Source organism: Agrobacterium deltaense RV3, from assembly GCF_900013505.1.
Taxonomy (GTDB): Bacteria; Pseudomonadota; Alphaproteobacteria; order Rhizobiales; family Rhizobiaceae; genus Agrobacterium; species Agrobacterium leguminum.
This window is the reverse complement of the sequence record NZ_LT009746.1, coordinates 549081-573962: the sequence shown is the minus strand read 5'-3', so window position 1 is coordinate 573962 and position 24882 is coordinate 549081. Positions and strand designations below refer to the sequence as shown.

The 24882-nt window shown below is 60.5% G+C and carries 25 protein-coding genes; 16 read left to right on the top strand and 9 right to left on the bottom strand.

Annotation, left to right across the window (positions count from 1 at the left end; genetic code table 11):
• Nucleotide 1 precedes the first annotated feature (1 nt).
• The 4 genes from uppV to secA form a co-directional block, all read right to left on the bottom strand.
• Nucleotides 2–1417: a Wzx-type polysaccharide biosynthesis protein UppV gene (gene uppV, locus AGR7B_RS16985; RefSeq protein WP_080857403.1), complete on the bottom strand. Its 1416-nt coding sequence runs from the start codon at nucleotides 1415–1417 to the stop codon at nucleotides 2–4.
• Between the two features lie 57 nt (nucleotides 1418–1474).
• Nucleotides 1475–2677 carry a glucans biosynthesis protein MdoC gene (gene mdoC, locus AGR7B_RS16980; protein WP_080857402.1) on the bottom strand — a complete coding sequence of 401 codons (1203 nt, stop codon included), beginning with the start codon at nucleotides 2675–2677 and terminating at the stop codon, nucleotides 1475–1477.
• 81 nt (nucleotides 2678–2758) lie between these two features.
• Nucleotides 2759–3652 (bottom strand): DMT family transporter, encoded by an 894-nt coding sequence (locus AGR7B_RS16975; RefSeq protein ID WP_078053421.1) that lies wholly within the window; start codon nucleotides 3650–3652, stop codon nucleotides 2759–2761.
• 135 nt (nucleotides 3653–3787) lie between these two features.
• Nucleotides 3788–6505 carry a preprotein translocase subunit SecA gene (gene secA, locus AGR7B_RS16970; protein ID WP_080857401.1) on the bottom strand — a complete coding sequence of 906 codons (2718 nt, stop codon included), beginning with the start codon at nucleotides 6503–6505 and terminating at the stop codon, nucleotides 3788–3790.
• A 242-nt stretch (nucleotides 6506–6747) separates the two neighbouring features.
• Here secA and AGR7B_RS16965 point away from each other — a divergent pair, with 242 nt between their 5' ends.
• The 6 genes from AGR7B_RS16965 to AGR7B_RS16940 all read left to right on the top strand — a co-directional run bounded on the left by AGR7B_RS16965 (nucleotide 6748) and on the right by AGR7B_RS16940 (nucleotide 10926).
• Entirely contained in the window at nucleotides 6748–7617 is an 870-nt protein-coding gene (locus AGR7B_RS16965; RefSeq protein ID WP_080858141.1) for a peptidylprolyl isomerase, read from the top strand.
• Between the two features lie 93 nt (nucleotides 7618–7710).
• Nucleotides 7711–8952, top strand: a complete 1242-nt coding sequence (gene argJ, locus AGR7B_RS16960) for a bifunctional glutamate N-acetyltransferase/amino-acid acetyltransferase ArgJ (protein WP_080857400.1) — start codon at nucleotides 7711–7713, stop codon at nucleotides 8950–8952.
• A gap of 18 nt (nucleotides 8953–8970) precedes the next feature.
• Entirely contained in the window at nucleotides 8971–9747 is a 777-nt protein-coding gene (locus AGR7B_RS16955) for a GNAT family N-acetyltransferase (RefSeq protein ID WP_065657103.1), read from the top strand.
• Nucleotides 9744–10157 (top strand): 8-oxo-dGTP diphosphatase MutT, encoded by a 414-nt coding sequence (gene mutT, locus AGR7B_RS16950; RefSeq protein WP_003522547.1) that lies wholly within the window; start codon nucleotides 9744–9746, stop codon nucleotides 10155–10157. Before AGR7B_RS16955 ends, mutT begins: the two co-directional genes overlap by 4 nt.
• A 171-nt stretch (nucleotides 10158–10328) precedes the next feature.
• Nucleotides 10329–10643: a hypothetical protein gene (locus tag AGR7B_RS16945; protein ID WP_065657104.1), complete on the top strand. Its 315-nt coding sequence runs from the start codon at nucleotides 10329–10331 to the stop codon at nucleotides 10641–10643.
• A 70-nt stretch (nucleotides 10644–10713) separates the two neighbouring features.
• On the top strand, nucleotides 10714–10926 hold the full coding sequence (locus AGR7B_RS16940; RefSeq protein WP_078053424.1) for a Flp family type IVb pilin: 213 nt from the start codon (nucleotides 10714–10716) through the stop codon (nucleotides 10924–10926).
• An 18-nt stretch (nucleotides 10927–10944) separates the two neighbouring features.
• On the opposite strand, the gene AGR7B_RS16935 is transcribed toward AGR7B_RS16940, so the two are convergent.
• Nucleotides 10945–11826: a methyltransferase domain-containing protein gene (locus AGR7B_RS16935; protein WP_080857399.1), complete on the bottom strand. Its 882-nt coding sequence runs from the start codon at nucleotides 11824–11826 to the stop codon at nucleotides 10945–10947.
• 143 nt (nucleotides 11827–11969) lie between these two features.
• Between AGR7B_RS16935 and AGR7B_RS16930 the strand changes: the two genes are divergently transcribed.
• From AGR7B_RS16930 to AGR7B_RS16915, 4 genes are read left to right on the top strand one after another with little or no spacing between them, the layout of a single operon-like run.
• Nucleotides 11970–12761 carry a ComF family protein gene (locus tag AGR7B_RS16930; RefSeq protein WP_080857398.1) on the top strand — a complete coding sequence of 264 codons (792 nt, stop codon included), beginning with the start codon at nucleotides 11970–11972 and terminating at the stop codon, nucleotides 12759–12761.
• A 60-nt stretch (nucleotides 12762–12821) separates the two neighbouring features.
• A complete protein-coding gene (gene grxC, locus AGR7B_RS16925; protein WP_003522552.1) occupies nucleotides 12822–13076 on the top strand; it encodes a glutaredoxin 3 in 255 nt (84 codons plus the stop codon).
• Between the two features lie 32 nt (nucleotides 13077–13108).
• Nucleotides 13109–13969, top strand: coding sequence for a carbon-nitrogen hydrolase family protein (locus tag AGR7B_RS16920; RefSeq protein ID WP_080857397.1), 861 nt, complete (start codon nucleotides 13109–13111; stop codon nucleotides 13967–13969).
• A complete protein-coding gene (locus tag AGR7B_RS16915; protein WP_003522554.1) occupies nucleotides 13966–14394 on the top strand; it encodes a DUF1178 family protein in 429 nt (142 codons plus the stop codon). Before AGR7B_RS16920 ends, AGR7B_RS16915 begins: the two co-directional genes overlap by 4 nt.
• A gap of 38 nt (nucleotides 14395–14432) precedes the next feature.
• Here the strand turns inward: AGR7B_RS16915 and ubiG are convergent, their stop codons facing one another.
• Nucleotides 14433–15185 (bottom strand): bifunctional 2-polyprenyl-6-hydroxyphenol methylase/3-demethylubiquinol 3-O-methyltransferase UbiG, encoded by a 753-nt coding sequence (gene ubiG, locus AGR7B_RS16910; protein ID WP_080857396.1) that lies wholly within the window; start codon nucleotides 15183–15185, stop codon nucleotides 14433–14435.
• Between the two features lie 256 nt (nucleotides 15186–15441).
• Here ubiG and AGR7B_RS16905 point away from each other — a divergent pair, with 256 nt between their 5' ends.
• Complete coding sequence (locus tag AGR7B_RS16905) at nucleotides 15442–16239, top strand: SH3 domain-containing protein (RefSeq protein ID WP_121490452.1); 798 nt, start codon at nucleotides 15442–15444, stop codon at nucleotides 16237–16239.
• A gap of 66 nt (nucleotides 16240–16305) precedes the next feature.
• Here the strand turns inward: AGR7B_RS16905 and AGR7B_RS16900 are convergent, their stop codons facing one another.
• Nucleotides 16306–16563, bottom strand: a complete 258-nt coding sequence (locus tag AGR7B_RS16900; protein ID WP_080857395.1) for a DUF2934 domain-containing protein — start codon at nucleotides 16561–16563, stop codon at nucleotides 16306–16308.
• A gap of 284 nt (nucleotides 16564–16847) precedes the next feature.
• On the opposite strand from AGR7B_RS16900, the gene AGR7B_RS16895 reads away from it, so the two are divergent.
• The 5 genes from AGR7B_RS16895 (at nucleotide 16848) to AGR7B_RS16875 (ending at nucleotide 21893) form a co-directional block, all read left to right on the top strand.
• The gene (locus AGR7B_RS16895) at nucleotides 16848–17918 is read left to right on the top strand and encodes an enoyl-CoA hydratase/isomerase family protein (protein ID WP_080857394.1); all 1071 of its coding nucleotides are present in this window, start codon (nucleotides 16848–16850) and stop codon (nucleotides 17916–17918) included.
• 169 nt (nucleotides 17919–18087) lie between these two features.
• Nucleotides 18088–19074, top strand: a complete 987-nt coding sequence (gene cysP / locus AGR7B_RS16890) for a thiosulfate ABC transporter substrate-binding protein CysP (RefSeq protein ID WP_080857393.1) — start codon at nucleotides 18088–18090, stop codon at nucleotides 19072–19074.
• Between the two features lie 57 nt (nucleotides 19075–19131).
• Nucleotides 19132–19971: a sulfate ABC transporter permease subunit CysT gene (gene cysT / locus AGR7B_RS16885; RefSeq protein ID WP_078053429.1), complete on the top strand. Its 840-nt coding sequence runs from the start codon at nucleotides 19132–19134 to the stop codon at nucleotides 19969–19971.
• A gap of 3 nt (nucleotides 19972–19974) precedes the next feature.
• Nucleotides 19975–20862 (top strand): sulfate ABC transporter permease subunit CysW, encoded by an 888-nt coding sequence (gene cysW, locus AGR7B_RS16880; RefSeq protein ID WP_080857392.1) that lies wholly within the window; start codon nucleotides 19975–19977, stop codon nucleotides 20860–20862.
• A 5-nt stretch (nucleotides 20863–20867) separates the two neighbouring features.
• Complete coding sequence (locus AGR7B_RS16875; RefSeq protein WP_003522562.1) at nucleotides 20868–21893, top strand: sulfate/molybdate ABC transporter ATP-binding protein; 1026 nt, start codon at nucleotides 20868–20870, stop codon at nucleotides 21891–21893.
• Between the two features lie 7 nt (nucleotides 21894–21900).
• Here the strand turns inward: AGR7B_RS16875 and AGR7B_RS16870 are convergent, their stop codons facing one another.
• On the bottom strand, nucleotides 21901–22998 hold the full coding sequence (locus AGR7B_RS16870; protein WP_121490432.1) for a DNA alkylation repair protein: 1098 nt from the start codon (nucleotides 22996–22998) through the stop codon (nucleotides 21901–21903).
• Nucleotides 22999–23271: 273 nt separating this feature from the next.
• Complete coding sequence (locus tag AGR7B_RS16865; protein ID WP_080857391.1) at nucleotides 23272–24708, bottom strand: NAD-dependent succinate-semialdehyde dehydrogenase; 1437 nt, start codon at nucleotides 24706–24708, stop codon at nucleotides 23272–23274.
• Between the last annotated feature and the right edge of the window lie 174 nt (nucleotides 24709–24882).

Sequence of the window (24882 nt, the reverse complement as noted above, 5' to 3'; positions counted from 1 at the left end):
GTTACACCGCCTTCCCAGTGTTTTGACCCGCCCGGGGATCGTTGAAGGCAAAAAGGACGATCCCGAGTGTGCGGCGAATGGCAATATGCAATAGCACAGCTTCTATGCACATGGCTATCGCCACCGCTGCTGCTGCCCCTGCCAGACCATAGACCGGAATGAGCGCCATGTTGAGTGCAATGTTGCAACCGAAGATAATAATATAAAGGACGACGCACAATTTTTGTTTGCCGGCCATGTTCAGCAATGTTTCTCCCGGGCCGATCAGCGCCTTGGCGAGGAAACCGGCGAAAAGGAAGAACATCAGCTCATAACCCTGAACGAAGCCGGGACCGAACAGCGACAGCAGGAACGGGCCGGCCAGAAGCACCACGCTGCCGACGCCGAGCGATGGCCAGAAGGCCCAGCGCGCTGCCTGGCTGGCGAAACCGGCGAGCCCCTGCCGGTCATTGGCCGACATGAGGGCGGCCAGGCGTGGGGCGGCGGCCGCCTGCACCGAGAAAAACACGAATTGCATCAGCACGATGGTTTTTGCCGCAGCAAAATAGATGCCAACCTGATCCGGCGGCAGATAAAGCCCGACGATCACCACATCGGAATTGGTCATCAAAAAACCGATGCCGTCGATCAGGAACATCGGGAAGGCGAACCTTATCCAGTGGCGGAAATGCACCCTGCGGACCGTGCTGCGGAAATGCCGGTTGAGCCTGCGGTTCATGAAGGCGAAATGGAAAAGCGTGGTGACATAGGTGGCAAGAAGGGCCGTCAGCATGGCCGTCGTTGCGGTTTTTTCCGCGCCGAGACCGATTGCCACCAGCATGAACAGCAGGATCAGCAGCGGGCGAACGATATAGGTGGGGCTGAGTGCGGAGACCGCCCAGCCATTGGCGCGCGCGGTGCCGTTCAGCACATCGCCCAGCGCAACCATCGGCAGGGTGAAAAGCGCGAGCGACACGGGAATGAGATAATAGGAGGCGATGCGCTCGCCAAAGAAATACAGGAAAACGAAACCGAAAATCGCAAGCGCGCTCGCCGAAAGCATGGCGAAGACCCGCGCCGTCGAGGTCAGCCCCATGATCTTGTCATGGGCATCCTCCAGACGATAGCCGGGTAAAAAGCGGATGACGGTGGTGTGAAAACCGAGACAGGAAAGATTGCCGAACAGGATCACCAGAACCCAGACGAAGGCGAACAGGCCATATTCGAATTCGCCCATCAGGCGGGCAAGAATGATCTGGGAAATGAAGGCTATACCGGCGCTGACGATACGCACCGCAAACGCAACCAGCGCCATGCGCTGCGCGCGGGAGACCTCATCCCCGCCGGAAAGAACAACGGCGACTTTCGCTACCAGCGGCGAAAGCTTCGCGCGCAGGCCTGCGGGTAAGGCTTTTTCCGCCGTGTTGAGGATAGCCATGATCCACACGCCATCATTTCCAGTTGAATAGGCAGGCCGATCATACGCGCTTCATCCTTAACGAAGGGTTTGGGACGCGCCGGCTTGTGTGCCAATATCGTCCGCCACGCGTGGCTTGCGAATGCCGTTGAACAGGAAAAGGGCGAGCGGGCTGAGGCGTATCGCCTGATGCAGCATATAGGCCGCCGTCGTGGTGGCCGCGACGATGATGGTGAATTCCAGGATGGGCGGCAGCGCAATGAGGATGAAGAGCGTCCCGAACGCGTAGATCAGCGGATGGTGGAACAGGTAGATGGTGAAGGACGCATCCGTCATGCGTCTGGCAAGCCGGCTCGGCCTGTCGAAATAGCGGCAGGCGAGGTCTATCAACAGACGGCTTGCCGTCACCGCCGCAATTGTCGACACCAGCACCAGCAGGGCCGAATTCGAAAAGGGATGTTGCAGGCGCAGGGTCACCGCCGTCGCGATGGCGCCCACCGCGATGACGCCGGTGAGAAGGCCGGTCTGGCGAAAGCGGTGAAAGAGGGCGCGGTCACGGTGCAGCAGCGCGCCAATGAGGAAGAATGGCAGGTAACGCGCATAGGGATCGGAAGCGCGTTCATAGAGAAAAAAGAGGCCGCTTCCGCTCTTTGCTGCAAGCTGGCCGGATCCGTAGATCATCAATTCCCACACAACAGGTACGAGGCAGAGCATTGCGAAAAACAGGGAGGTATGCCACTGCCGCAGGCTGCCGAACCAATCTCTCACATAGGCTACTGGCGGACGTTCCAAGAGAAACAGCAGGCCGGCAAGCAGGATCGAATAGAAGATAAGGGCCGGCAGGAACCATAGATGCATGATCCACTGTTCGCTCGGGCGCAGCAGGCCGGGCAGGCTCTCAAGCAGCCGGTCGGCCGGGATATCGCCTTTGGCGACGCGGGCCAGTTGCAGCAGGAAAAGCTGTGATGGCCCGAGCAGAAGGACCGCGATGATAAAGGGCACGCCGAGGCGCAGGAAACGCTGTCTCAGCCAGCGCATCTTGCCCTTCTTGCCGATGACCATCGTGGAAAAATAGCCGGCCACCAGAAAGAATGCCGGCATGCGGAAGGTGACGAGTGCGGAACCCAGCGCGCTCAGAAGCGGGCTGGTGTCGAAATCCTTGATGTCCCATGGCAGGGCATAGCTGTAGAGGAGGGAGGCGTGATAGGGAATGCCAAGCAGCATGAGGAGCGCCCTTAGCGGGTCCCAGTAGTGCTCGTAGTCTGATTTGCCCGGTTGCATTTTTCCCTCGCGCCGCAGGCGCGATCCCGTGTGATCAGCAATGACCAGCACGACTATTGGTGGAAAACGCTAATAAACCCTTCACGCCCCGGAGGGTGTGGGCGGAGCCTTTTTCCTTGGCATGAGATCGAGGACCAGCGCACAGCCCAGAATGATGATGCCGGCGCCGAAAAGCTGGGGAAGCGAAAGCGGCTCATCCAGCACCAGCGCGCCGACGAGGACCGCAACGACGGTCACGGCGAATTCCACGCTGATCGCCCTGGTTGCGCCGATCGAGGAGACAAGCTTGAAATAGGTGATGTAGGTGAGGCCGCTCATGACCACCGCCTGTACGAGAAGATAACCGTAATCGATGAGGCGCGGTGCTCCGGGCAGGGGCACGGCCAGAAGAAGCGGCAATGTCATCAGCCCGCCCGTGAGAAAGGAGCCGATGGTGATTTCCCACGAACCCACGCCCTTGAGATAGCGGCTGGCATAGTTGCTGCCATAGGCGGCGCAGATGCAGGCGGCGAGGGCGGCGGCACAGCCGATGATGAAGCCGGTCGTGACGGGCACAGCAGGGAAGCCGACAAGCAGCAAGATGCCGCTAAAGCCGATGATGAGGCCGGCAAAGCCCTGTTTCGTGAGGCGTTCAAGTCCCCAGACCTGTGAGATGAGCATGGAAAAAAGCGGGATGGTGGCCACCAGAATGGCCGCCATGGCGGTGCCGACCAGCGGCGTCGCATAGGAGAGGCCGATCAACTGTCCCGCGACCGTTGTTGCGCCGACGACGGCGAAGGCGCGCCAGCTCGCGGAAAATGCAAGCTTTCGGCGCGCCGCAATCGCGATCAAAAACAGGGTGACGGCGGTGACCAGCGAACGGAGCGTGACCGCGCCGATCCAGCCGAAGGCCTCGACGACATGCAAAAGCAGCAGGAAGGACATTCCCCACGCGAGTGCGAGAAAAACATAAGCGGCAAAGTCGCGAGGGGCCATGAAAGCTTTTTCCGGAAGACGATCCGGCTCCCATATTGGAAATTGCCGATATCCGTCAACAGCGATCGAGGGGTGCAACGAAAATCGCCCGCAACCGAGGGTGCGGGCGATTTCGTTTGTCTGTCAGCAACTGCCTCAGGCCTGTTCGTAAACGCCGTGGCAGTGCTTGTATTTCTTGCCGGAGCCGCAGGGGCACATTTCGTTGCGGCCGATACGACCCCAGGTGGCGGGGTTTTCCGGATCGCGATCCTCGGCCGGCACGAAGGCGGCGGGCGCGGTCTGTTGGCCCTGCGCCATTTCGTCTTCGCCCGTATTGGGGTCGAGATGATGCGCCGTCATTTCCGGCAGTTCCGGCTGCTGCGGTTCCTGCTGCACCAGTTCCACCCGCATCAGCTGGGCGGTAACGGCCTCGCGCAGATTGGCGAGCAGCGCCTGGAACAGTTCGAAGGCTTCCGCCTTGTATTCCTGCAGCGGGTCGCGCTGGGCATAACCGCGGAAACCGACGACGGAACGGAGATGGTCGAGGTTGACGATATGTTCGCGCCACAGATGGTCGATCGTCTGGAGAATGACCGAGCGTTCCACATAGGTCATGATCTCGGGGCCGAAACGTTCCGCGCGCTCGGCGGCGTATTTGTCGGCGGCCTCGGTAACACGCTCAAGAATATCGTCCTCAGCGATGCCTTCTTCCTTGGCCCATTCCTCCACCGGCAGGTCGAGGTTGAGGAACTGGGCGATGCCGGCCTTCAGGCCTGCAATATCCCACTGTTCCGCATAGGCATTTTCCGGAATATGCTTGGTGACGAGCGTTTCGATCACTTCATGGCGCATATCGGCTGCGGTTTCGCCGATATTGTCGGCTTCCATCAGCTCGAGGCGCTGTTCGAAGATCACCTTGCGCTGGTCGTTCAGCACGTCGTCATATTTCAGAAGGTTCTTGCGGGTCTCGAAGTTGCGGGCTTCGACCTTCTTCTGGGCGCGTTCCAGCGCCTTGTTGATCCACGGGTGGACGATTGCCTCGCCTTCCTTCAGGCCGAGCTTCTGCAGCATGCTGTCCATACGCTCGGAACCGAAGATGCGCATCAGGTCATCCTGAAGCGACAGGTAGAATTTTGAACGGCCCGGGTCGCCCTGACGGCCGGAACGGCCGCGCAGCTGGTTGTCGATGCGTCGGCTTTCGTGGCGTTCGGTGGCGATGACGTAAAGACCGCCGGCGGCGAGCGCCTTTTCCTTCAGAACTTTGATCTCGGCGCGGATCGCCTGTTCCTTGGCGTCGTGTTCCGGACCGGGTTCGATGCCTTCGAGCTCGCGCTCAAGCCGCATGTCGACGTTACCGCCGAGCTGGATGTCGGTGCCGCGGCCGGCCATATTGGTGGCGATGGTGACCGCACCCGGAACGCCGGCCTGCGAAACGATATAGGCTTCCTGCTCGTGGTAACGGGCGTTCAGGACCTGGAAATCGGAGAAGCCGGACTGACGCAGGAGATGGGCCAGAAGCTCGGATTTTTCGATGGAGGTCGTGCCCACGAGAACCGGCTGGCCGCGTTCATGCGCCGCCTTGATCTCGGTGATGATCGCCTGGAACTTCTCCTCGCCGGTGCGGTAAACCTCGTCGTCCTCGTCGATACGCTGGATCGGCAGGTTGGTTGGCACTTCGATGACGTCGAGGCCGTAAATGTTGCCGAATTCTTCCGCTTCCGTCGCGGCCGTGCCGGTCATGCCGGCCAGCTTTTCGTACATGCGGAAATAATTCTGGAAGGTGACGGAGGAAAGAGTCTGGTTTTCCGGCTGGATCTGCACCTTTTCCTTGGCTTCGAGAGCCTGATGCTGACCTTCGGAATAACGGCGGCCCGGCATCATGCGGCCGGTGAACTCGTCGATGATGACGATTTCGTCGTTGCGGACGATATAGTCCTTGTCGCGGGTGAAGAGCTTGTGGGCCTTCAGCGCATTGTTGATGTGGTGAACGATGGCGACGTTTTCGACGTCGTAAAGCGATTCGCCCTTCAGGAGGCCCGCCTGCCGCAGCAGGTTCTCGAGCTTCTCGGTGCCGTCTTCGGAGAAGTTGGCCGAGCGCTGCTTTTCATCGATTTCGTAATCTTCCGGCGTCAGCAGCGGAATGAAGGCGTCGATGGTGTTGTAAAGGTCGGAACGGTCGTCCAGCGGGCCGGAAATGATCAGCGGCGTGCGCGCCTCGTCGACCAGGATCGAGTCGACTTCGTCGACGATCGCGTAGTTGTGGCCGCGCTGAACCATCTGGGCGCGGTCATATTTCATGTTGTCGCGCAGATAGTCGAAGCCGAGTTCGTTATTCGTGGCGTAGGTGATGTCGCAGGCATAGGCCTCGCGGCGCTGGTCGTCGTCCAGCCCGTGGACGATCACGCCGGTCGTCAGGCCGAGGAAGCCGTAGAGCCTGCTCATCGTGGCCGCGTCACGCTTGGCGAGATAGTCGTTGACGGTGACGACATGCACGCCCTTGCCGGCAAGGGCGTTGAGGTAGACCGCAAGGGTCGCTACCAGCGTCTTACCTTCACCGGTCTTCATTTCGGCGATGGCGCCTCCATGCAGAATCATGCCGCCGGTCAGCTGCACGTCGAAGGGGCGCATATGCAGAACGCGGCGCGACGCTTCACGGGCGACGGCGAAAGCCGGGATCAGCAGGTCGTCCAGCGTCTTGCCGTCGGCAAGCTGCTGGCGGAACTCAGCGGTCTTGGCCGCCAGCGCTTCGTCGGAGAGCGCCTTGGTGGCTTCTTCCAGCGCATTGATGGCTGCGATCTTGCTTTTATAGGAGCGGACGCGGCGGTCATTTGCCGAACCGAACAACTTGCGGGCTATTCCGCCGAGACTGACCATCTTACTGGCCCTTTCTGAAATTCCGTTTTGCCGGGCGCTTTTCTCCGTCACGCCGATTTCAGCATAAATGACGGACTTCGCCCTTCAACGTATCTGGACGCGAGGTTGCGTGACAGATAAGAGGGGGGGCAAATGATGTCAACGGTTCTGCCCGTTACAGAATGGCCACAATCCGGTGTTTGGAAGTTTTTTCAGAGCCGGAAACCATGTCTGGAGCCGGCATTGTCCCCGAAAGGTTCAAAATGTTGCGCTATAATAAAATTGCGGCTGCGGTGATTGTGGCCACGCTCGGCCTCCAGCTTCCGGCTTTCGCACAGGAAGACAAGGTTGTCGCCAAGGTCGGCGATCTGGAAATCCACCAGTCCGAACTCGACCTCGCCATGAGCAACCTCGACCCGCAGCTCGCGCAGCTTCCCGATGAGCAGAAGAAGGTTGCAGCCCTTTCCGGCGCGATCGACGTCAAGCTTCTGGTGAAGAACGCCAGCGCCGAAGGTCTGGAAAAGACTGAAGATTTCAAGAAGCGCATGGAATTCATCCAGGACCGTGAGCTGCACAACGCCTATTTCCGCAAGCACGTGGTCGATGCCGTTACCGCTGACGAAGTAAAGGCTCGCTACGACAAGGAAGTCGCAGCTCTGCCGCAGGAAGAGGAAATCAAGGCCGCGCACATTCTCGTCGCCAGCGAGGACGAAGCCAAGGACATCATTAAGCAGCTTGATTCGGGCAAGGATTTCGCCGCGCTCGCCAAGGAAAAGTCGACCGATTCCAACAAGGATGACGGCGGCGATCTCGGCTGGTTCGGCAAGGGCCGCATGGTGCCGGAATTCGAAGAAGCCGCTTTCGGTCTCGAAAAGGGCGCCTACACCAAGGCTCCGGTGAAGACCCAGTTCGGCTTCCACGTCATCAAGCTGGAAGACAAGCGCATCGCACCGCCGCCGGCTTTCGAGCAGGTCGAGCCGCAGGTTCGTCAGCTTGTCATGCGTGACAAGTACGTTGCCCTCATCGAGAAGGCAAAGGCCGACCAGAAGATTGAAATCATGGATGAGACGCTGAAGAAGGGCTACGACGAAGCCACGAAGGAACAGCAGGCTCAGCCGCAGCCGCAGCAGTAAGAATTACCCTTGTTATGGGGCGGCTTTAAAGGCCGCCCCGTTTCATCTCTGGCATTTCCATACTTCCCATTTCCAGAATTTCAGGCGCTTCCAATGTCCGTTGCCGTTTCTCCGCTCGCTCCGAAATCCTATCCTGACATGCCTGCGCTGCGCGGCGTTCGCATGGCGACGGCTGCCGCCGGCATCAAGTACAAGAACCGCACCGACGTTCTGTTGATGGTGTTCGACAAGCCGGCAAGCGTCGCCGGCGTCTTCACCAAATCGAAATGCCCTTCCGCCCCGGTCGATTTCTGCCGCGCCAATCTGGGCGGCGGCGTGGCGCGCGCCGTGGTGGTCAATTCCGGCAATGCCAATGCCTTTACCGGCGTCAAGGGCAAGGCCGCGACCGAATTGACGGCGAAATCCGCCGCCGCTGCCGTTGGTTGCTCCGAGGGCGAGGTCTTCCTGGCATCGACGGGCGTGATCGGCGAGCCGCTGGATGCTTCGAAATTTGCCGGCGTTCTCGGCGACATGAATGTCAGGGCGGAAGCCGATTTCTGGCAGGAAGCCGCCAAGGCGATCATGACGACCGACACCTATCCCAAGGTTTCGACCCGCACCGCCGAGATCGGCGGCGTGATCGTGACGATCAACGGCATTTCCAAGGGTGCTGGCATGATTGCGCCGGATATGGCGACGATGCTCTCTTTCGTTGTGACGGATGCGGATATCGAGCCCGCCGCCCTGCAGTCGCTGCTGTCTGCCGGTGTTGGCCCGACATTCAATTCCGTGACGGTCGATAGCGACACTTCCACCTCCGATACGTTGATGCTGTTTGCGACAGGTGCTGCCGCTGAAGACGGCCAGGTGAAGGTAACGAGCGCCAACGACGAGCGCCTTGCCGGCTTCCGCGCCGCGCTGAACGATCTCCTCAAGGACCTTGCCCTGCAGGTGGTTCGTGATGGCGAAGGCGCGCGCAAGATGGTGGAAGTCACCGTCACCGGCGCGGAAAACGATGCCGCCGCCAAGAAGATTGCCCTTTCCATCGCCAATTCGCCGCTGGTGAAGACCGCGGTTGCCGGCGAAGACGCCAATTGGGGCCGCGTCGTCATGGCCGTCGGCAAGTCCGGCGAAATGGCCGATCGTGACCGCCTCGCCATCTGGTTCGGCGGCGTGCGCGTAGCTGTCAACGGCGAGCGCGACCCGGATTATTCGGAGGCGGAAACCAGCGCGGTGATGCGTCTCGAAGACATTCCGGTAAAGGTGGATATCGGTCTCGGTCAGGGCACTGCCACCGTCTGGACCTGTGACCTGACGAAAGAATATGTTGCGATCAACGGCGACTATCGGAGCTGACCGTTGGAGCCGAAGAGAATGCAGGACAATAAGGCCGTCAATCTGCCGCTGGTTCGCCGTCTGGAAGCCGTCAGCTTCCGGGCATGGCCTGCCTCGTCGGTGATTTATGACGGTAGCTGGCAAATCCGCCTGACGGGCTCGCACCCCTCCAAGCGCATCAACTGCGTGGTGCCGCTCGACCCGTCCGATTACGGAAACAGCGCGGTGCGGCTGGAAAAGGCGCGCAAGCGTTTTGAAGATTTCGGCCGACCGCTGGTGGTGCGCGAAACGACGCTGATGCCGCCGCAGCTGAGAGAATTTCTCTCGAATGACGGCTGGTCCGTGTTCGAAGAGGTCACGGTCATGACGGCCGATCTCTCCGGCATGGAGCTGCCCGAAACGCTGGTCAGCTTGCCGAGCCACGATATCGGCCGTTTTGTCGAGGCGAGCATCAAGGTCAGCGATAGCGATCCGGCGCTCCGTCCGGCGATTGCGGAAATCGTCAGCTCCATCAAGCCGGCGCTCGGCCTCTTTATCAATGAGGAAGTGGAAGGCAATCCGCTCGCGACCGTGATCTGCGTGCAGGATAATGATCTTGCCGGCATCATCTCCCTCGATGTCGAAAAGTCGCAGCGTAAAAAGGGCCTCGGCACGCAGGTTTTGTCGTCGGCACTGCGCTGGGCAAGAATCAGCGGCGCAAAAACCGCCTGGCTGCAGGTGGTTTCCACCAATGCGCCGGCGATCGCCCTTTATCAAAAATTCGGGTTCTCCGAGGCCTATCGTTATCGTTACTGGCGCAAGGGAGCCGGCGAATGAGCGAGGCAGGCAAAAAAATCCTGCTGGTCGCCGCCTGCGCCCTTCTCGATCAGGATGGCCGCATTCTTCTGGCGCAGCGTCCGGAAGGCAAGTCGCTTGCGGGCCTGTGGGAATTTCCCGGCGGCAAGGTGGAGCATGGCGAGACGCCGGAGGAAACCCTTGTTCGTGAACTGGACGAGGAGCTGGGTATCAAAACCAAGGTCGCTTGCCTCGCACCGCTGACATTTGCCAGCCACACCTATGAGACCTTTCACCTCCTGATGCCGCTTTATGTGTGCCGCCGTTATGAGGGCATTGCACACGGCCGGGAAGGGCAGGCGATTAAATGGGTGAAGCCGCAGGCATTGCGCGATTACCCCATGCCGCCGGCCGATGAGCCGCTCATCCCCTTCCTGCAGGATTTGCTATAAAATCGGGAAGCCCCCGAGGTCCTCGCGTATTATCCCGTCACAGCTTCGTGAAAATGCCCCGTTTGCAGCGCTTTGCCGTGCCAAAACGGGGCTGTGTTAAGAGATCGTTCAGCACCCTCTGGCAGATTGTTAAGCTAAAGAAGCGGTAAACTGCGCGAGACGAGGTTGCTCATGAACGAGGATTTCTGGAAGACGGTGGAAGGTCGTCACTTGTATTCCCACAAATCCCGTCGCACCGGCGTACTCAATGTGGCGCTGCTTTTCGGCACGGCGGTTATCGCGCTCTCACTCATCGTCACTCCCATGCTTGCCGGAAAATCCTCCACGCGGGTGGCGCAGTTTCCCGATAATTACGACATGATCAGCACGGGCTCCATCAAGAAGACCGATGTGGGCAAGACCTATTCCATCCGTCGCAGCATCACCCAGCCAATGCCGGAAATGCCCTGCGTGGTCAGGGGTTATAGCAACGAGAGCGGTTGCTGATCGTTTACCATCAAAGGTAACGGATTCCTCACATCGCCGACCTACGATAGAGTTGATTTCAACAGGGCAGATGCCGGTTGTCGCAACGCACCGGATGGCGGATGGGGAATATCCTGTGCTGCATTTTTTTATCAATTTTTGCAAAAGCGAAGACGGTGCGACAGCGGTTGAATACGGCTTGATCGCCGGGCTGATTTCCGCCGCCCTCATCGCTGGCGCAGGCAGCATAAGCAGCAATATCAATGCCGTGTTTCAGTTCATCGTAGACACATTGGCGAGTTGAAGCCTTTCGGCTGATCGCTCAGGACAGCTTCACCTCGGTTGTCTTTAAGGCATCGGCAAGCCGCACCTTGGCGGAGCCGGGTTTCAGCGGCTTCTGCTGGCTTTCGTGCGGCGCCCAGCCCGATACATAGATGATGGAAAATGTCGCCCTTATCCGCCCGTCAGGATCGGAATATCGCTCGGCGTAAAGCTCGGCCGCGCGCAGGAAAAAGGCGCGGTTGAGCGGCTTTCTGCTGCGGCTTGCCAGCGGATTGGCCATGCCCATGGCGCGCAGATCGCGCATCAGCGGGAAGATTGAATCGTAACGCACGGTGTAGCTTTCCGCATCGGTCACGGGGAGCGCAAAGCCGGCGCGCTGCAAAAGCGCGCCGACATCGCGGACATCGGCGAAGGGAATGACGCGCGGGCTGGCGCCTCCGGTCAGTTCCGCCTCGGCGGTCAGCAGCACGTCGCGCAGTTCCTGCAGGGTGCCGCTGCCGGGAATGGCGCCGAGAAACAGGCCGTCCGGTTTCAATGCCCGCCGGATCTGGATCAGCGCGCCGGGCGTATCATTGGTCAGATGCAGGGCAAGCGGTGAAACGATGAGGTTGGCGGAGGCCTCCTCGAGCGGCAGATGTTCCATGGAAGCGGCGTCGGGAATATTCGCATCCGTCGCAAAACAGCTCTCGGTTTCGATACGGCGAATGGTATCCACCTTGCCGGTCTCCGCCAGCCGCCGGGCGGTGACGCCGGTGCCGCCGTGAAGTTCGATTGCTGTCTCGAACTGGCGCTCGACGATGGCAAGCCTGTCGGCCAGCTCTTCGGCCGCCATATCGAGAAGAAACAGGGCCTTGTCGTCGCGCCGGTTCCACGCCCGGCGACGGTTTTGTTCGATCAGGGCCTGGTCAAAGAGAATATCCATCATCTTGCCTGCTCGGCCTCAAACGCCTTCGGGATCGGCGGGCCGTATCGTTGGTCTCATGCCGTTTTGGGCACCGTTTTCCCGGTGTCGGGAAGGAACTATCGCTCTCGCAAAGGCACCCGTTCGGCGGTAAAGTCAACCTCATGGGTGCTGGTGAAAGTCTGTTTTCGGTTTTGCTGTCTAAGTCTGCGGCCGTGCCGGCGGCGGCGGGAGACATGTGGCGTGCGGTCTTCCGCATGGTCTACCCGCCAACCTGCGCGGGCTGCACCCGCATGACCGGCGGCGAGGGCGCCTTATGCGCGGATTGCTGGCGGGATGTGGCCTTTATCGATCGCCCTTTTTGCGAGGTTCTGGGCATTCCCTTCGCGCGGGAGCACGGAGACGGTTTCGTGAGCGCGCAGGCGATTGCCGAACCGCCGCCTTTTGACCGGCTGCGCGCCGTCGCAAGCCATGAGGGAACCGCCCGCAAGCTGGTGCACCGGCTGAAATATCAGGACCGGATCGATCTCGCCCGCCTGATGGCGCTGTGGATGCTGAGGGCAAGCGACGGAACGGTGGATGCCTGCGATTGCATCGTGCCCGTTCCATTGCATCGCAACCGCTTCCTGCGCCGCCGCTTCAATCAATCCGCCGAGCTGGCGCGGCATCTGGCCAGGGCCTCCGGCAAGCCCTTGCTTGCCGGCACGCTGCTGCGCGTGAAGCCGACAGAGCGGCAGGTGGGGCTTTCCGCACTCGCCCGGCGGGATAATGTGCGCGGCGCTTTCGCGCTCGCGCCCGGCCGGGAAACAGATGTTCATGGCAGGCGCGTGGTGCTGGTGGACGACGTCTATACCACCGGCGCGACGGTGAGTGCGGCAAGCCGCGCCCTGCGCAGGGCCGGTGCCGCGGATGTGACGGTTTTGACCTTTGCAATGGCCATTTCCGGGCCTATATGAAACCTGAATGACATGACTTTATCGTGCGTTTTACCGCACGTTTGCGAGGGCTTTGAGAACATGGCACCGGTGACGATCTATACGCGGGATTTTTGTGGTTATTGCGCGCGCGCCAAGGCGCTGCTGGACAGCAAGGGCGTGGATTATGCCGAATATAACGCCACGACGACGCCGGAATACCGGCAGGAAATGATCGAGAAATCCGGCGGAACGACGTTCCCGCAAATCTTCATCAACGGCCAGCACGTGGGCGGTTGCGACGATCTGCACGCGCTGGAGCGCGCCGGTAAACTGGACGCGCTGCTGGCCGCCTGATCGGCCGCGATCTTGCGGGTATGGAGGATGTGATGGGTTTCAAGGCTGCCGCCATTCAGATGCGCTCCGGCGTCGATCCGGCAAGAAACGCCGCCGATATGGACCGGCTGGTGCGTGCGGCTGCGGCCGAGGGCGCCGTTTATGTGCAGACCCCGGAAATGACGGGCGCAATCCAGAAGGACCGGCAGGCGCTGCGTGCGCAACTGCGTGATGACGATGGCGATATCATCGTTGCGACGGCCGCCCGTCTTGCCCGCGAACTCGGCATTCATGTCCATGTCGGCTCCACGGCCATTGCCCGCCCGGATGGCAAGATCGCCAATCGCGGTTTTCTTTTCGCGCCGGATGGTTCGCGCATCTGCAGCTATGACAAGATCCATATGTTCGATGTCGATCTCGACAATGGTGAAAGCTGGCGTGAAAGCGCTGCCTATCAACCCGGCGAAGTGGCGCGTATCGCCGAACTTCCGCTGGGGAAATTCGGCTTCGCAATTTGCTATGACGTCCGTTTCCCGCAGCTGTTCCGCGCGGAAGCGCTGGCAGGTGCGGAGGTTCTGACCGTTCCGGCGGCTTTCACCCGACAGACGGGGGAGGCGCATTGGGAAATCCTGCTGCGTGCCCGCGCCATCGAAAACGGCGCTTTCGTCATCGCCGCCGCGCAGGCAGGCGTGCATGAGGACGGGCGGGAGACCTTCGGCCATTCCATCATCATCGACCCATGGGGCAAGGTTCTGGCCGTTGCCGGCGGCGCTGGCGAAGAGATCATCTTCGCCGAGATCGATACGTCGCTGGTGGCTGCCGCACGCGGAAAAATTCCCAATCTCCGCAATGCCCGCGAGTTCGGTCTGGATACGGTTATTCCCCTGAAACCTGCCGGAGGTGAAGCGGCGTGATCCGTTATGCGCTGGCCTGTGAAAAGGGCCATGAGTTCGAAGGCTGGTTTGCCGGCAGCGACGATTTCGACGATCAGTTGCAGCGCGGTTTCCTGTCCTGTCCGGTCTGCAACTCCGTGCAGGTCTCCAAGCTTTTGATGGCGCCTTCGGTTTCCACCGCCCGCAAGAAAGACGAACGCCAGACGCTGGCCATGGATACCGCCAGAAAAGAGGCGCTTGCAAAAATCCGCGAGGCCGTTGCCAATATCCGCGCCAATGCGGAAGATGTCGGCGATAAATTTCCGGAAGAAGCCCGCAAGATCCACTATGGCGAAGCGGATGAGCGCGGCATCATCGGCAATGCCTCGGCGCAGGACGCCAAGGCCCTGCTGGACGAGGGTATCGAGATCGCGCCGCTGCCGGTGCTGCCCGACGACGTCAACTGAATTTCTTTAGGACTACCTCACGCAAATAGCGCCCGGCGTTACCCCTGCGCCGGCCGCTTCGCCAGCATCATGTAGTTGACATCCATATCCGGCGAAAGATTCCAGCGATCCTGCAGCACGTTGTAGAAGACGCCGGTGCGGTGGACGATATCCATGCCGCTCGCCACCATCGGCCGCTCGAGCTCTTCCGGGCGAACGAGCTTTTCATACTGGTGCGTGCCGCGCGGCAGCCAGCGCAGCACGTTTTCGGCAGCGAAGATCGCCAGTGCCCGGGCTTTGAGCGTGCGGTTGATGGTGGCGGCGAACATCAGGCCGCCGGGGCGCACCATTTTCGCGCAGGTGGTGACGAAGAGATCGACATTGGCCACATGCTCGACCACCTCCATGTTGAGGATGACGTCGAAGGTTTCGCCGGCTTCCTGCAACTGTTCGGCAGTCACGGCGCGGTAATCGACGCTCACCCCGCTTTCGCGGGCATGGGTGGAGGCAATGCCGATATTCTTTTCCGAGGGATCGGCGCCCACCACATCCGCGCCCATGCGTGCAACGGGTTCGGAGAGAAGGCCACCACCGCAGCCGATATCCAGTATGCGCAGCCCTTCCAGCGGGCGGTGCGCCTTTGGGTCGCGGCCGAAATTATCGCAGATGCGGTTGCGGATATATTCGAGCCGCACCGGATTGAACTTGTGCAGCGGGCGGAACTTGCCGGTCGGGCTCCACCACTCCGCAGCCATCGCGGAGAAGCGATCCACTTCGCTCTGGTCGACGGTCGTCTGTGCGGTTTCGCTCATGGTTCTGCTCCATATTGCTGTTGCATTGAAGTCGGATGATTGCCCCCCGAAGTCAAGACCGGCGGTCCACTCCGGCGGCGATTTATCGGGCGCTGATTGCCGCAGGTGGAACTGATTGGATGCCTCATTTGTTTCATGCTGCGTTCATGCAGAACCGCGTATTTTTCGGTCGTGGCAGTATGCGAACGCATACTGGTCCATCGAACAGGGTGGATGCCGACAAGGGCAAAGCGGGCCTTTGCTTGAGGAGAAAGAAGTGAAGAAAAAACTATTTGGCGCAATTGCGCTGGTGGCCATGCTCGCCGCGCCGGCACTTGCCGAAGCTGCGACGCGGGGTTTCGCCACGGCGAATGTGAATATGCGCTCCGGCCCGAGCACGGCTTATCCGGCCGTCGTGGTTATTCCGAATGGTGCGCCGCTCACCGTGCACGGTTGCCTTTCTGATACGCCGTGGTGCGATGTTTCCTTCGTGGGCGGTCGGGGCTGGGTAGCCGGGCGTTATATCGCCACGACCTACCGGCAGAACCGGGTCTATGTCGAACCGCGTTACTACCGCGATCTCGGCGTGCCGGTGATCACCTTCGAAGTCGGCCGTTATTGGGACCGCTATTATCGTGACCGCGACTTCTACCGCGAGCGCGACCGCTGGCGCCGTCCGCCACCGTCCGGCGGGTACTGGAACGCCCCGCCTCCGAGCGCCGGATGGGACCGTCCGCGTCCGCGTGACGAGTGGCGTGACGGACGCCCGGACGACTGGCGTGATGGTCGCCGCGACGAGTGGCGTGATCCCCGCCAGGGCGGCCCGAATGACGGACGCTGGGAACGTCGCTACGGCGACTGGAACCAGGGTGATAGAAATCAGGACAGGCCGCGTCGCGACGACGACCGCCGCCGCTGGGAAGATGAAAACCGCGACCGCAATGGCCAGCAGAACCAGGATGAAGGCCAGCGTCGCCCAGAGCGTCGCCAGTGGGATGACACGCGCCGTGCGCCTGCCGGGGAAAATTTCCGCGATGGCTGCCGGATCGGCGATCCGGGTTGTGACCCGCTCTAAACAGACAAAGCCCGGCATGATCGTCGGGCTTTTTCTTTTATGGCTTCAGTTGAGCTTTACGAGCCGTTATTTCGCGGCGGCAGCCTTGCGGGCACGGGCCTTGGGTTTTGCCGGGGCTTGCGCATCCGGTGCGGCTTCCACAGCGGCGGCCTTGGGAGCGGCCTTCTTGCGCGTTGCGGGTTTCGTCGCTTCCGATGTCTTCAGCAGCGAAAATTCATGCTTGGCCTGTTCCCAATGGTGCGCGTCGCGCCCATGGGGGTGGCCTTCCTTTTCCCAGAGTGTATATGCCCGTTTACTGATCCATTCGTGTTCCGAAACCTGCATGCTCGTCTCCCGTTGCTGTTTACAGCGCCTATGAGAAGGCGACATTCCGCTTTGGTCCGGCACACGCTCGACAGGAATCAATGCCGGCATTTCCAGAACCCATTACATGCCATGATTTTCCGGGCGTCAAGCAAACATGCTGCATTGCGAAAACGGATTTCCGGCATTTTCTGCCCGTTAAAGCGGTTTGAGCGAAAGACGTTCCCGCAGAACAAGATCAACGTTGCGTGATCGCGCCCGGCCCGCCAAGATGGCCGGGTGAATGGGCAGCGGAGGAGGCAGTCTTGGAACAGAGAACGGAAGCGGATGCGCAGGTCATCGTCGAAAAACGGGGAGGGGCAGGCGTCATTCGCCTCAACCGCCCGAAGGCCATCAACAGCCTGACCTTGCCGATGGTGCGCGACCTGTTTCAGGCGCTTCAGCGTTTCGAAGAGGATGCCGATATTTCCTGTGTGGTCCTTACAGGGGAAGGCGACAGGGGGCTTTGCGCCGGGGGCGATGTCCGCATCATTCACGATCTCGGCAAGGCGGGCGATCCGCAGGTGCTTGATTTCTGGCGGGAAGAATTTCCGCTCAATTATCGCATCGCCCGCTTCGGCAAACCCTACATTGCTCTGATGGACGGCATCGTCATGGGCGGCGGTGTCGGCATTTCAGCCCATGGCAGCCACCGCATCGTCACGGAACGCACAAAACTCGCCATGCCGGAAACCGGCATCGGTTACGTCCCGGATGTCGGCGGCTCCTGGCTTTTGCCAAGGGCGCCGGGCGAATGCGGCACCTGGCTGGGGTTGACGGGCAATGCCGTGACCGCTGCCGATGCCATCTATGCCGGTTTTGCCGATTATCTTGTTCCTTCGGACCGTCTCGACGGGTTGATCCAAGACCTGTCGCAAGCCGCGGATACAGACAGTATCGAGACGGCGATCGCGGCGCGCGCCGACGAGGCCGGTGAAGGCGTTTTATCCATAAATCGGGAGATCATCGACGCGACATTCCGTTTCGACATTGTCGAGGAGATTTTTGAGGCACTTTCGGCGCGCCAGGATGCGTTTTCGCGCGAAACCCTCGAGGTCCTGCAAAAACGCTCCCCCACCAGTCTGAAACTGACCCTGAAGCTGCTGCGTCTCGGCCGGGAAAGCGCGAGCCTCATCGAATGCCTGGAGCGGGAATTTGCCGCCGGCACGGAAATATTGCGCCAGCATGATTTTTACGAAGGTGTGCGTGCTGCGCTGGTCGACAAGGATCGCAATCCCCGCTGGCAACCGGCACGGCTGGAGGAGGTGAGGGAGGAGCACATTGCGCCTTATTTTGCCGCACATTCCGGCAATCTGTTTCCCGATCATCGTCTTTAGGTCGGCGCAAAAGAAATCCGGCTTCTTGCCGTATATGAAATCATCGCCTTTGGAGTCGATATTCTTTGGGTGAAATTTCCAATCCGCGCGCCCGGAAAGCATGGCTGTTTCTCGCGGGCGTTGCCGCCGCCCGCTATGTTGAGCACCATTCGAATTGCCGGGGGTATTCATGAAACGTCTTCTCATTATCGGTACTGCCATTGCCGCTCTTTTTGCAGGTGCGGCGCAGGCGCAGTCTCCGACCACCATTCTCAACGCATCCTACGATGTCGCCCGCGAAGTTTTCGCGGCCGAGAACGAGGCGTTCATCAAGCTGCATCCGGGCATCACCGTCGACCAGTCGCATGCCGGCACCTCCAAGCAGGCGCGCGCCATCGTCGAAGGTCTGGAAGCCGATGTCGTCACCTTCAATCAGGTCACCGATGTCGATTTTCTGGTGAAGCAGGGCTTCGTTTCCGCCGACTGGAAGAAGGATTTTGCGAACGACGCATCGCCCTTCTATTCCTTCCCGTCATTCCTTGTGCGAGCCGGTAATCCCAAGGGTATCAAGGACTGGGACGATCTTGCCCGCGACGATGTGAAGATCGTCTTCCCCAATCCGAAGACCTCGGGTAACGCCCGTTACACCTATCTCGCCGCCACGGCTTACGCCAAGGAGAAGTTCAACGGCGACGACGCGAAGGTTCAGGCATTCGTCAAGAAAATCTTCGACAATACGCCGGTGTTCGACACGGGAGGCCGCGCCGCCACCACCACCTTCGTTGAGCGTGAAATCGGCGACGTGCTGATCACCTTCGAAGCCGAGACCCGCGGCATCGCCAAGCAATATGGCGCAGACAAGGTGGAAGGCGTCGTGCCCTCCGTCAGCCTGCTGGCCGAATTCCCGGTCGCCGTGGTGGACAAGGTCGTCGACAAGCGTGGCTCGCGCGATCTGGCGAAGAGCTATCTCGACTTCCTCTATACCGAGGAAGGCCAGCGCATCGCCGCCGAATTCGGCCACCGCGTCCACAATGAAAAGGTCGTCGGCGAATTCAAGGACAAGTTCCCGGCCATTCGCCTCGTCAACGTCGAGGAGGTCTTCGGCGGCTGGGATAAAATCCAGAAAGAGCATTTTGCATCCGGCGCGACGCTTGATACGCTTTACGGCAGCCGTTAATCACAGCGATACGCAACAGGTAAAAGACCCGGCGGGAAACCGCCGGGTCGCTTTTTGATGAATGGGGGGCGGGGTTTGAAGCGGAATGTTCTGCCGGGGCTGAAATTGTCCCTTGGCGTTACCCTGACTTACGTTGCCATCATCGTGCTTCTGCCGCTCTCGGCATTGGTGTTCAAGGCGGCAAGCCTCGGCCCTGCCGAATATTGGTCAATCATCTCGTCGCCGCGCGCCGTGGCCAGTTATCGTGTTACCGTGCTCTGCGCGCTCGCCGCCACGCTGTTCAACGTCATTTTCGGGCTGGCGCTCGCCTGGGTGCTGACGCGTTACCGCTTTCCCGGCTGGCGCATCGTCGACGCCATCGTCGATCTGCCTTTTGCGCTTCCGACCGCCGTTGCCGGCATTGCGCTGACGACACTGTTCGCAGGTAATGGCTGGTTCGGCTCGGTGCTTTCACAATTCGGCATCAAGGTGGCCTATACGCCGCTTGGCATCATGGTGGCGATGGCCTTTACCAGCCTGCCCTTCATCGTGCGCACCGTGCAGCCGGTGCTGGAAGACCTCGATCCGGCGCTTGAGGAAGCGGCGCAATCGCTCGGCGGTTCCGATCTCGAAATTTTCCGCAAGATCATCCTGCCGCTGTTGACGCCAGCGTTGCTCGCCGGTCTGTCGCTGTCCTTCGCCCGCAGCCTCGGCGAATTCGGGGCGATCATCTTCATCGCTGGCAATCAGCCGTTTTCGACGGAAATCACGGCGCTGCTCATCTTCATCCGGCTGGAGGAATATGATTATCAGGCGGCGGCCGCCATCGCCTCCGTGCTGCTCATCACCGCCTTCGTGATGCTGGCGGTGACCAATTATCTGCAGGCGCGCGCGCTTCGTTATACGGTGAGGGGCTGACAGATGAGCGCCGTTTCTTCACATCGCAAACCGCCACGCGTCGGCGACTCCCCTCTCGTTCGCCGCAGCCTGATTTCTTTTGTGCTGGTCATCGGCGCCATTTTGGTCCTGGCGCCGCTTATCATCATCGGCGTCGAGGCGTTTTCGCAGGGCTGGAAGGCCTATACGGCCACCATCACCCATCCCGATACCCGCCACGCCATCATGCTGACGGTGCTGACGGCGCTGATCGCCGTGCCGGTCAATACGGCCTTCGGTGTTGCGGCCGCATGGGCGATCACCAAGTTCGATTTCCCCGGTCGACGGTTCCTGCTGGTGCTGATCGAGATACCCTTTTCCATCTCGCCCATCGTCGCGGGTGTCGCCTATCTTTTCGTTTACGGCCTGCAGGGGCTTTTCGGCCCGTTCCTCGATGCACATGACATCAAGATACTTTTTGCGCTGCCCGGCATCGTCATCGCCTCGATGTTCGTCACGGCACCTTTCGTGGCGCGGGAACTTATCCCGCTGATGCAGGCGCAGGGCCGCGATCTGGAAGAGGCGGCGACGTCGCTTGGCGCCTCCGGCTGGCGCACCTTCTTTTCGGTCACCTTGCCGAATATCAAATGGGCGCTGCTTTACGGCGTCGTGCTGTGCAACGCCCGCGTGATGGGTGAATTCGGCGCGGTATCGGTCGTATCGGGCAATATTCGCGGCCAGACCAATACGCTGCCGCTGCATATCGAGCTGCTTTACCACGACTACCAGACGGCCGGCGCTTTTGCCTCGGCCTCGATCCTCGCCACCCTCGCCGTCGTCACCATCATCGCCAAGGTGGCGCTGGAACGACGCGGCGCCGGGCGCGGGGCCAAGAAGACCAACGGCGATGCCGCCATCGCCACGGAGACCTGATTCCCATGAAAATCCGCCTCGAAAATGTGGTGAAGACCTTCGATACCTTCCGCGCCGTGCGCGATGTTTCGCTGGATATCGAAAGCGGCGAGCTTCTGGCGCTGCTCGGTCCCTCAGGTTCCGGCAAGACCACAATTTTGCGCATGGTCGCCGGCCTCGAATATAGCGATGGCGGCCGGATCTTTTTCGGCGACGAGGACGCCACCAATATTCCGGTGCGGGATCGTGGCGTCGGTTTCGTATTCCAGCACTACGCGCTCTTTCCGCATATGACCCTGCATCAAAACATCGCTTTCGGCATGAAGGTCTCGAAGGTGAAGCGGGACAAGGCGGCAATCGATGCCCGCGTCGAAGAGCTTCTGCGGCTGGTGAAGCTCGATGGCCTGGGCGACCGTTTCCCGGCGCAGATTTCCGGCGGCCAGCGGCAGCGCGTGGCGCTGGCGCGTGCGCTTTCGGTCGATCCTAAGGTGCTTCTGCTCGATGAGCCCTTTGGGGCGCTGGACGCCAATGTGCGCCGCGACCTGCGCCGCTGGCTGCGCGAGATTCACGATTCGCTCGGCATCACCACGATTTTCGTGACGCATGACCAGGAAGAGGCGCTCGATCTTGCTGACCGTGTGGTTATTCTCAATCAGGGCGAGATCGTACAGCAGGGCACGCCGAAGGAGGTCTGCCGCCAGCCGAACAGCGCCTTCGTCATGCGCTTTCTGGGCGATGCCAACCGGGTGTCCGGCGTGGCGCGCGGCGGCAAGGTCTATGTCGGCGATAACGAGCTGCCTTTTTCCTATGCTCAAGGCGATGGCGCGGTGGACATCTATGCCCGCCCCGGCGATCTGGAGTGGGAAGATCTGCATGAGGGCATTCCGGCTTCTGTGGCGCGGGTTCTCGACCGTGCGGGCGAGCGCCGGGTGATTGCCAGCACCGATGGCGGCGACCTTCTGGAATTCGACGTGCCGCCGGAAAACGATGTCGCCGCCGGAGACCGCGGTTCCGTCATCATCCGCCGGGCGAAGATTTTCCCGGCGGCGTGAGGCGCTATCAGCCCAGAAGCTCGAAGGCGCTTTCAGCCACAAGCTTGCCGTTGATCGTCAGGTCGACCCTGTGAAGGCCGGGATAGTGTTTGCGGGTGGTGAAATCACGTATGGCGCGGCTGATCGACAGCGCGCATGTCTCGCCGGGCTGAAGTTCGATCTCTTTCCACTTGAAGACTTTCGCAGAGGCGTCGCCGCTCTTCTTCACGTAGTGCACGGCGTAGTCGATCACCAGTTTCTGCGGCCGTTTCGCCGTCGAGGTGAAAGAGGTTGCAATCCGCACCGGATTGCCGAGCGCAACCTTGTCCGGCGTAACCTGAAATGCCGTAAGGGAAATTTCCGCTTCCTCATGTGCGCCGAGATGGGCAAGCGCCGCCGCATCGCCCTTCTTGATCAATGTGCGCAGGGCCTGCCGCGTGATCCAGCGTGTATGCGGATTGTCCTTTGGCCATGTATCGATCAGCGCCAGCACGAAAGCTGGATTGTCCTTGGTGATGTCGTTCAGATGATTGGCGACGGATTTGCGCACATAAAGCGCCTCGTCGGCTTTCATGGCGTCGAGGATTGCGGTGACCGGCGAGGGATCGTCGATCAGGGGTTTGAGCTGGAACGACCATGGCAGACGCGGCCGGCAGCCTTCGCTCGCCAGCCGCCGCACATGTTCATTCGCGTGCCGCGACCACGTTTCCATCACGCCGAGGGTGGCGCCTAAGTCCTTTTGCAGAAAATGACGGATGGCAAATTCAGAGGAGCCGAAGCGGGTGAAATAATGCAGCGCTTCCATGGAAAGATCGAAATCGTCGAAGCCGTAGAGCGCCACATATTCCGGCAGCGAAATGGAGGCGAAACCGTTGCCGATGCCCGGCGCTGCGGCGGTCAGGATTTCGATATTGCGGGCATAGTCGCCGGGAAGTGTCGCATGCAGGCTCGTCGCCACCTGTCGCATGCGCTGCATGATGCCCAGCACTTCAAGGTTTTCGGTGGCGAGCGCCATGAAGGCGGAAACGTCAAATGGCGGATGAACGGCCTTCGTCTCATCGGCGATATGCCGCAGTTTCTCGCGGTTGAAGATTTCCTTCAGTGCCGGTGCCGCCGCGTCGCTCATATCGCCCCTCAAGGTTCACTTTTTGTTCTTTTAGGGGATGATGCAGACGAAAGCAAGCAGGACCGGAGCAGCGAAAAAACGCTGTGGCTGATTTTGCCTGTTCTCAGATCAATAAGGCCTCTCTTCCGTCATGCCGGACTAGATCCGGCATCCAGCCGACGCGCGTCTGCGCGGCGAATAGAGTCTTTTCAGCCCAGGGACTTGTGCTGGCTGGACCCCGGCTCGAGGCCGGGGTGACGAAGGTGCGGATGCTCCGGGTTCGCCAAAAAAGCGTCAGCTCATCTGGCTGACGAATTTGGTCTCCAGATAGGCCTGAACCGCTTCCGAGCCGCCTTCCGTGCCATAACCGGAATCCTTGATGCCGCCGAAGGGGACTTCCGGAAGCGCAAGGCCGTTGTGGTTGATGGTCAGCATGCCGGCCTCGACCTGCTGGCCGAGTGCATGCGCGGTCTTGACCGAGCCGGTGAAGGCATAGGATGCAAGGCCGAAGGGCAGGCGGTTCGCCTCGGTGATGGCGTCATCGAAGCTCGAGAAGCGATTGATGATGGCGACCGGGCCGAAGGGTTCGTCATTCATGATTTTGGCGGTGGTCGGCACATTGGCGAGAACCGTCGGCTCGAAGAAATTGCCCTTGTTGCCGATGCGGCGTCCGCCGGTTTTCAGGTCTGCACCATGGGAAACAGCGTCGTTGATGAGGCCTTCCAGTGCGGGAATGCGGCGCTCATTGGCAAGGGGACCCATTACGACATCGTCTTCCAGGCCATTGCCGACCTTGATGGCCTTGGTCGCTTCCACGAAACCTTCAAGGAAGCGATCCGCCACGCCGTCCTGCACCAGGAAGCGGGTGGGGGCGACGCAGACCTGGCCTGCATTGCGGAACTTGGCAAGCGAGGTCACCTGGATGGCCTTTTCGATATCGGCATCGTCAAAGATCATGACAGGCGCGTGGCCGCCCAATTCCATCGTGGCGCGCTTCATGTGCTTGCCGGCCAAGGCCGCCAGATGTTTGCCAATCGGCGTGGAGCCGGTGAAGGAAATCTTGCGGATGACCGGATGCGGGATCAGATATTCCGAAATCTCGGATGGAACGCCGTAAACGAGGCCGATGACGCCCGCCGGTACGCCGGCATCCACGAAAGCGCGGATCAGTTCAGCCGGTGACGCCGGTGTTTCTTCCGGGGCCTTGACGATGATGGAGCAGCCGGTGGCAAGCGCTGCGGAAAGCTTGCGGACGATCTGGTTGATCGGGAAGTTCCACGGCGTAAACGCCGCGACGGGACCGACCGGCAGCTTGATGGCAAGCTGCGAAACGCCGGTTGCGCGCGCCGGAATGACCTGCCCATAGGTGCGGCGGGCTTCTTCGGCGAACCAGTCGATGGTATCGGCAGCGCCCATGATTTCAGTACCGGATTGCGCCAGCGGCTTGCCCTGTTCGCGGGTCATGATGTAGGCGATCTTGTCCTTGCGCTCGCGCAGGAGATCGGCCGCCCTGCGCATGATCTTCGAGCGCTCGAAAGGCGAGGTGTCGCGCCACACCCTGAAACCGCGCTCGGCGGCGGCAAGCGCCAGATCGAGGTCTTCCTTCTCGGCATGCGCAATCGCGCCGATGATCTCGTCGGTTGCCGGATCGGACACGGCGATCGTCTTGCCGGAAACGGCGTCTCGCCATTCGCCATCAATGAGAAGTTTGATGTCGGGATAGGTGTGCATAGGGGCTACCTTCATGATGCGGCCAATTCGGCGAAATGCCGTCCGGCCCTGAGACGTGAACAGAATTTTCCTGGCCGGACGATATCCGGCATCGCGGCTTTCGCTGCGCGGAACATGTGTCTGGATATTTCCGACGGGGGCTTCTGGAATTGTCGGAAACGGAAACGACAGCCT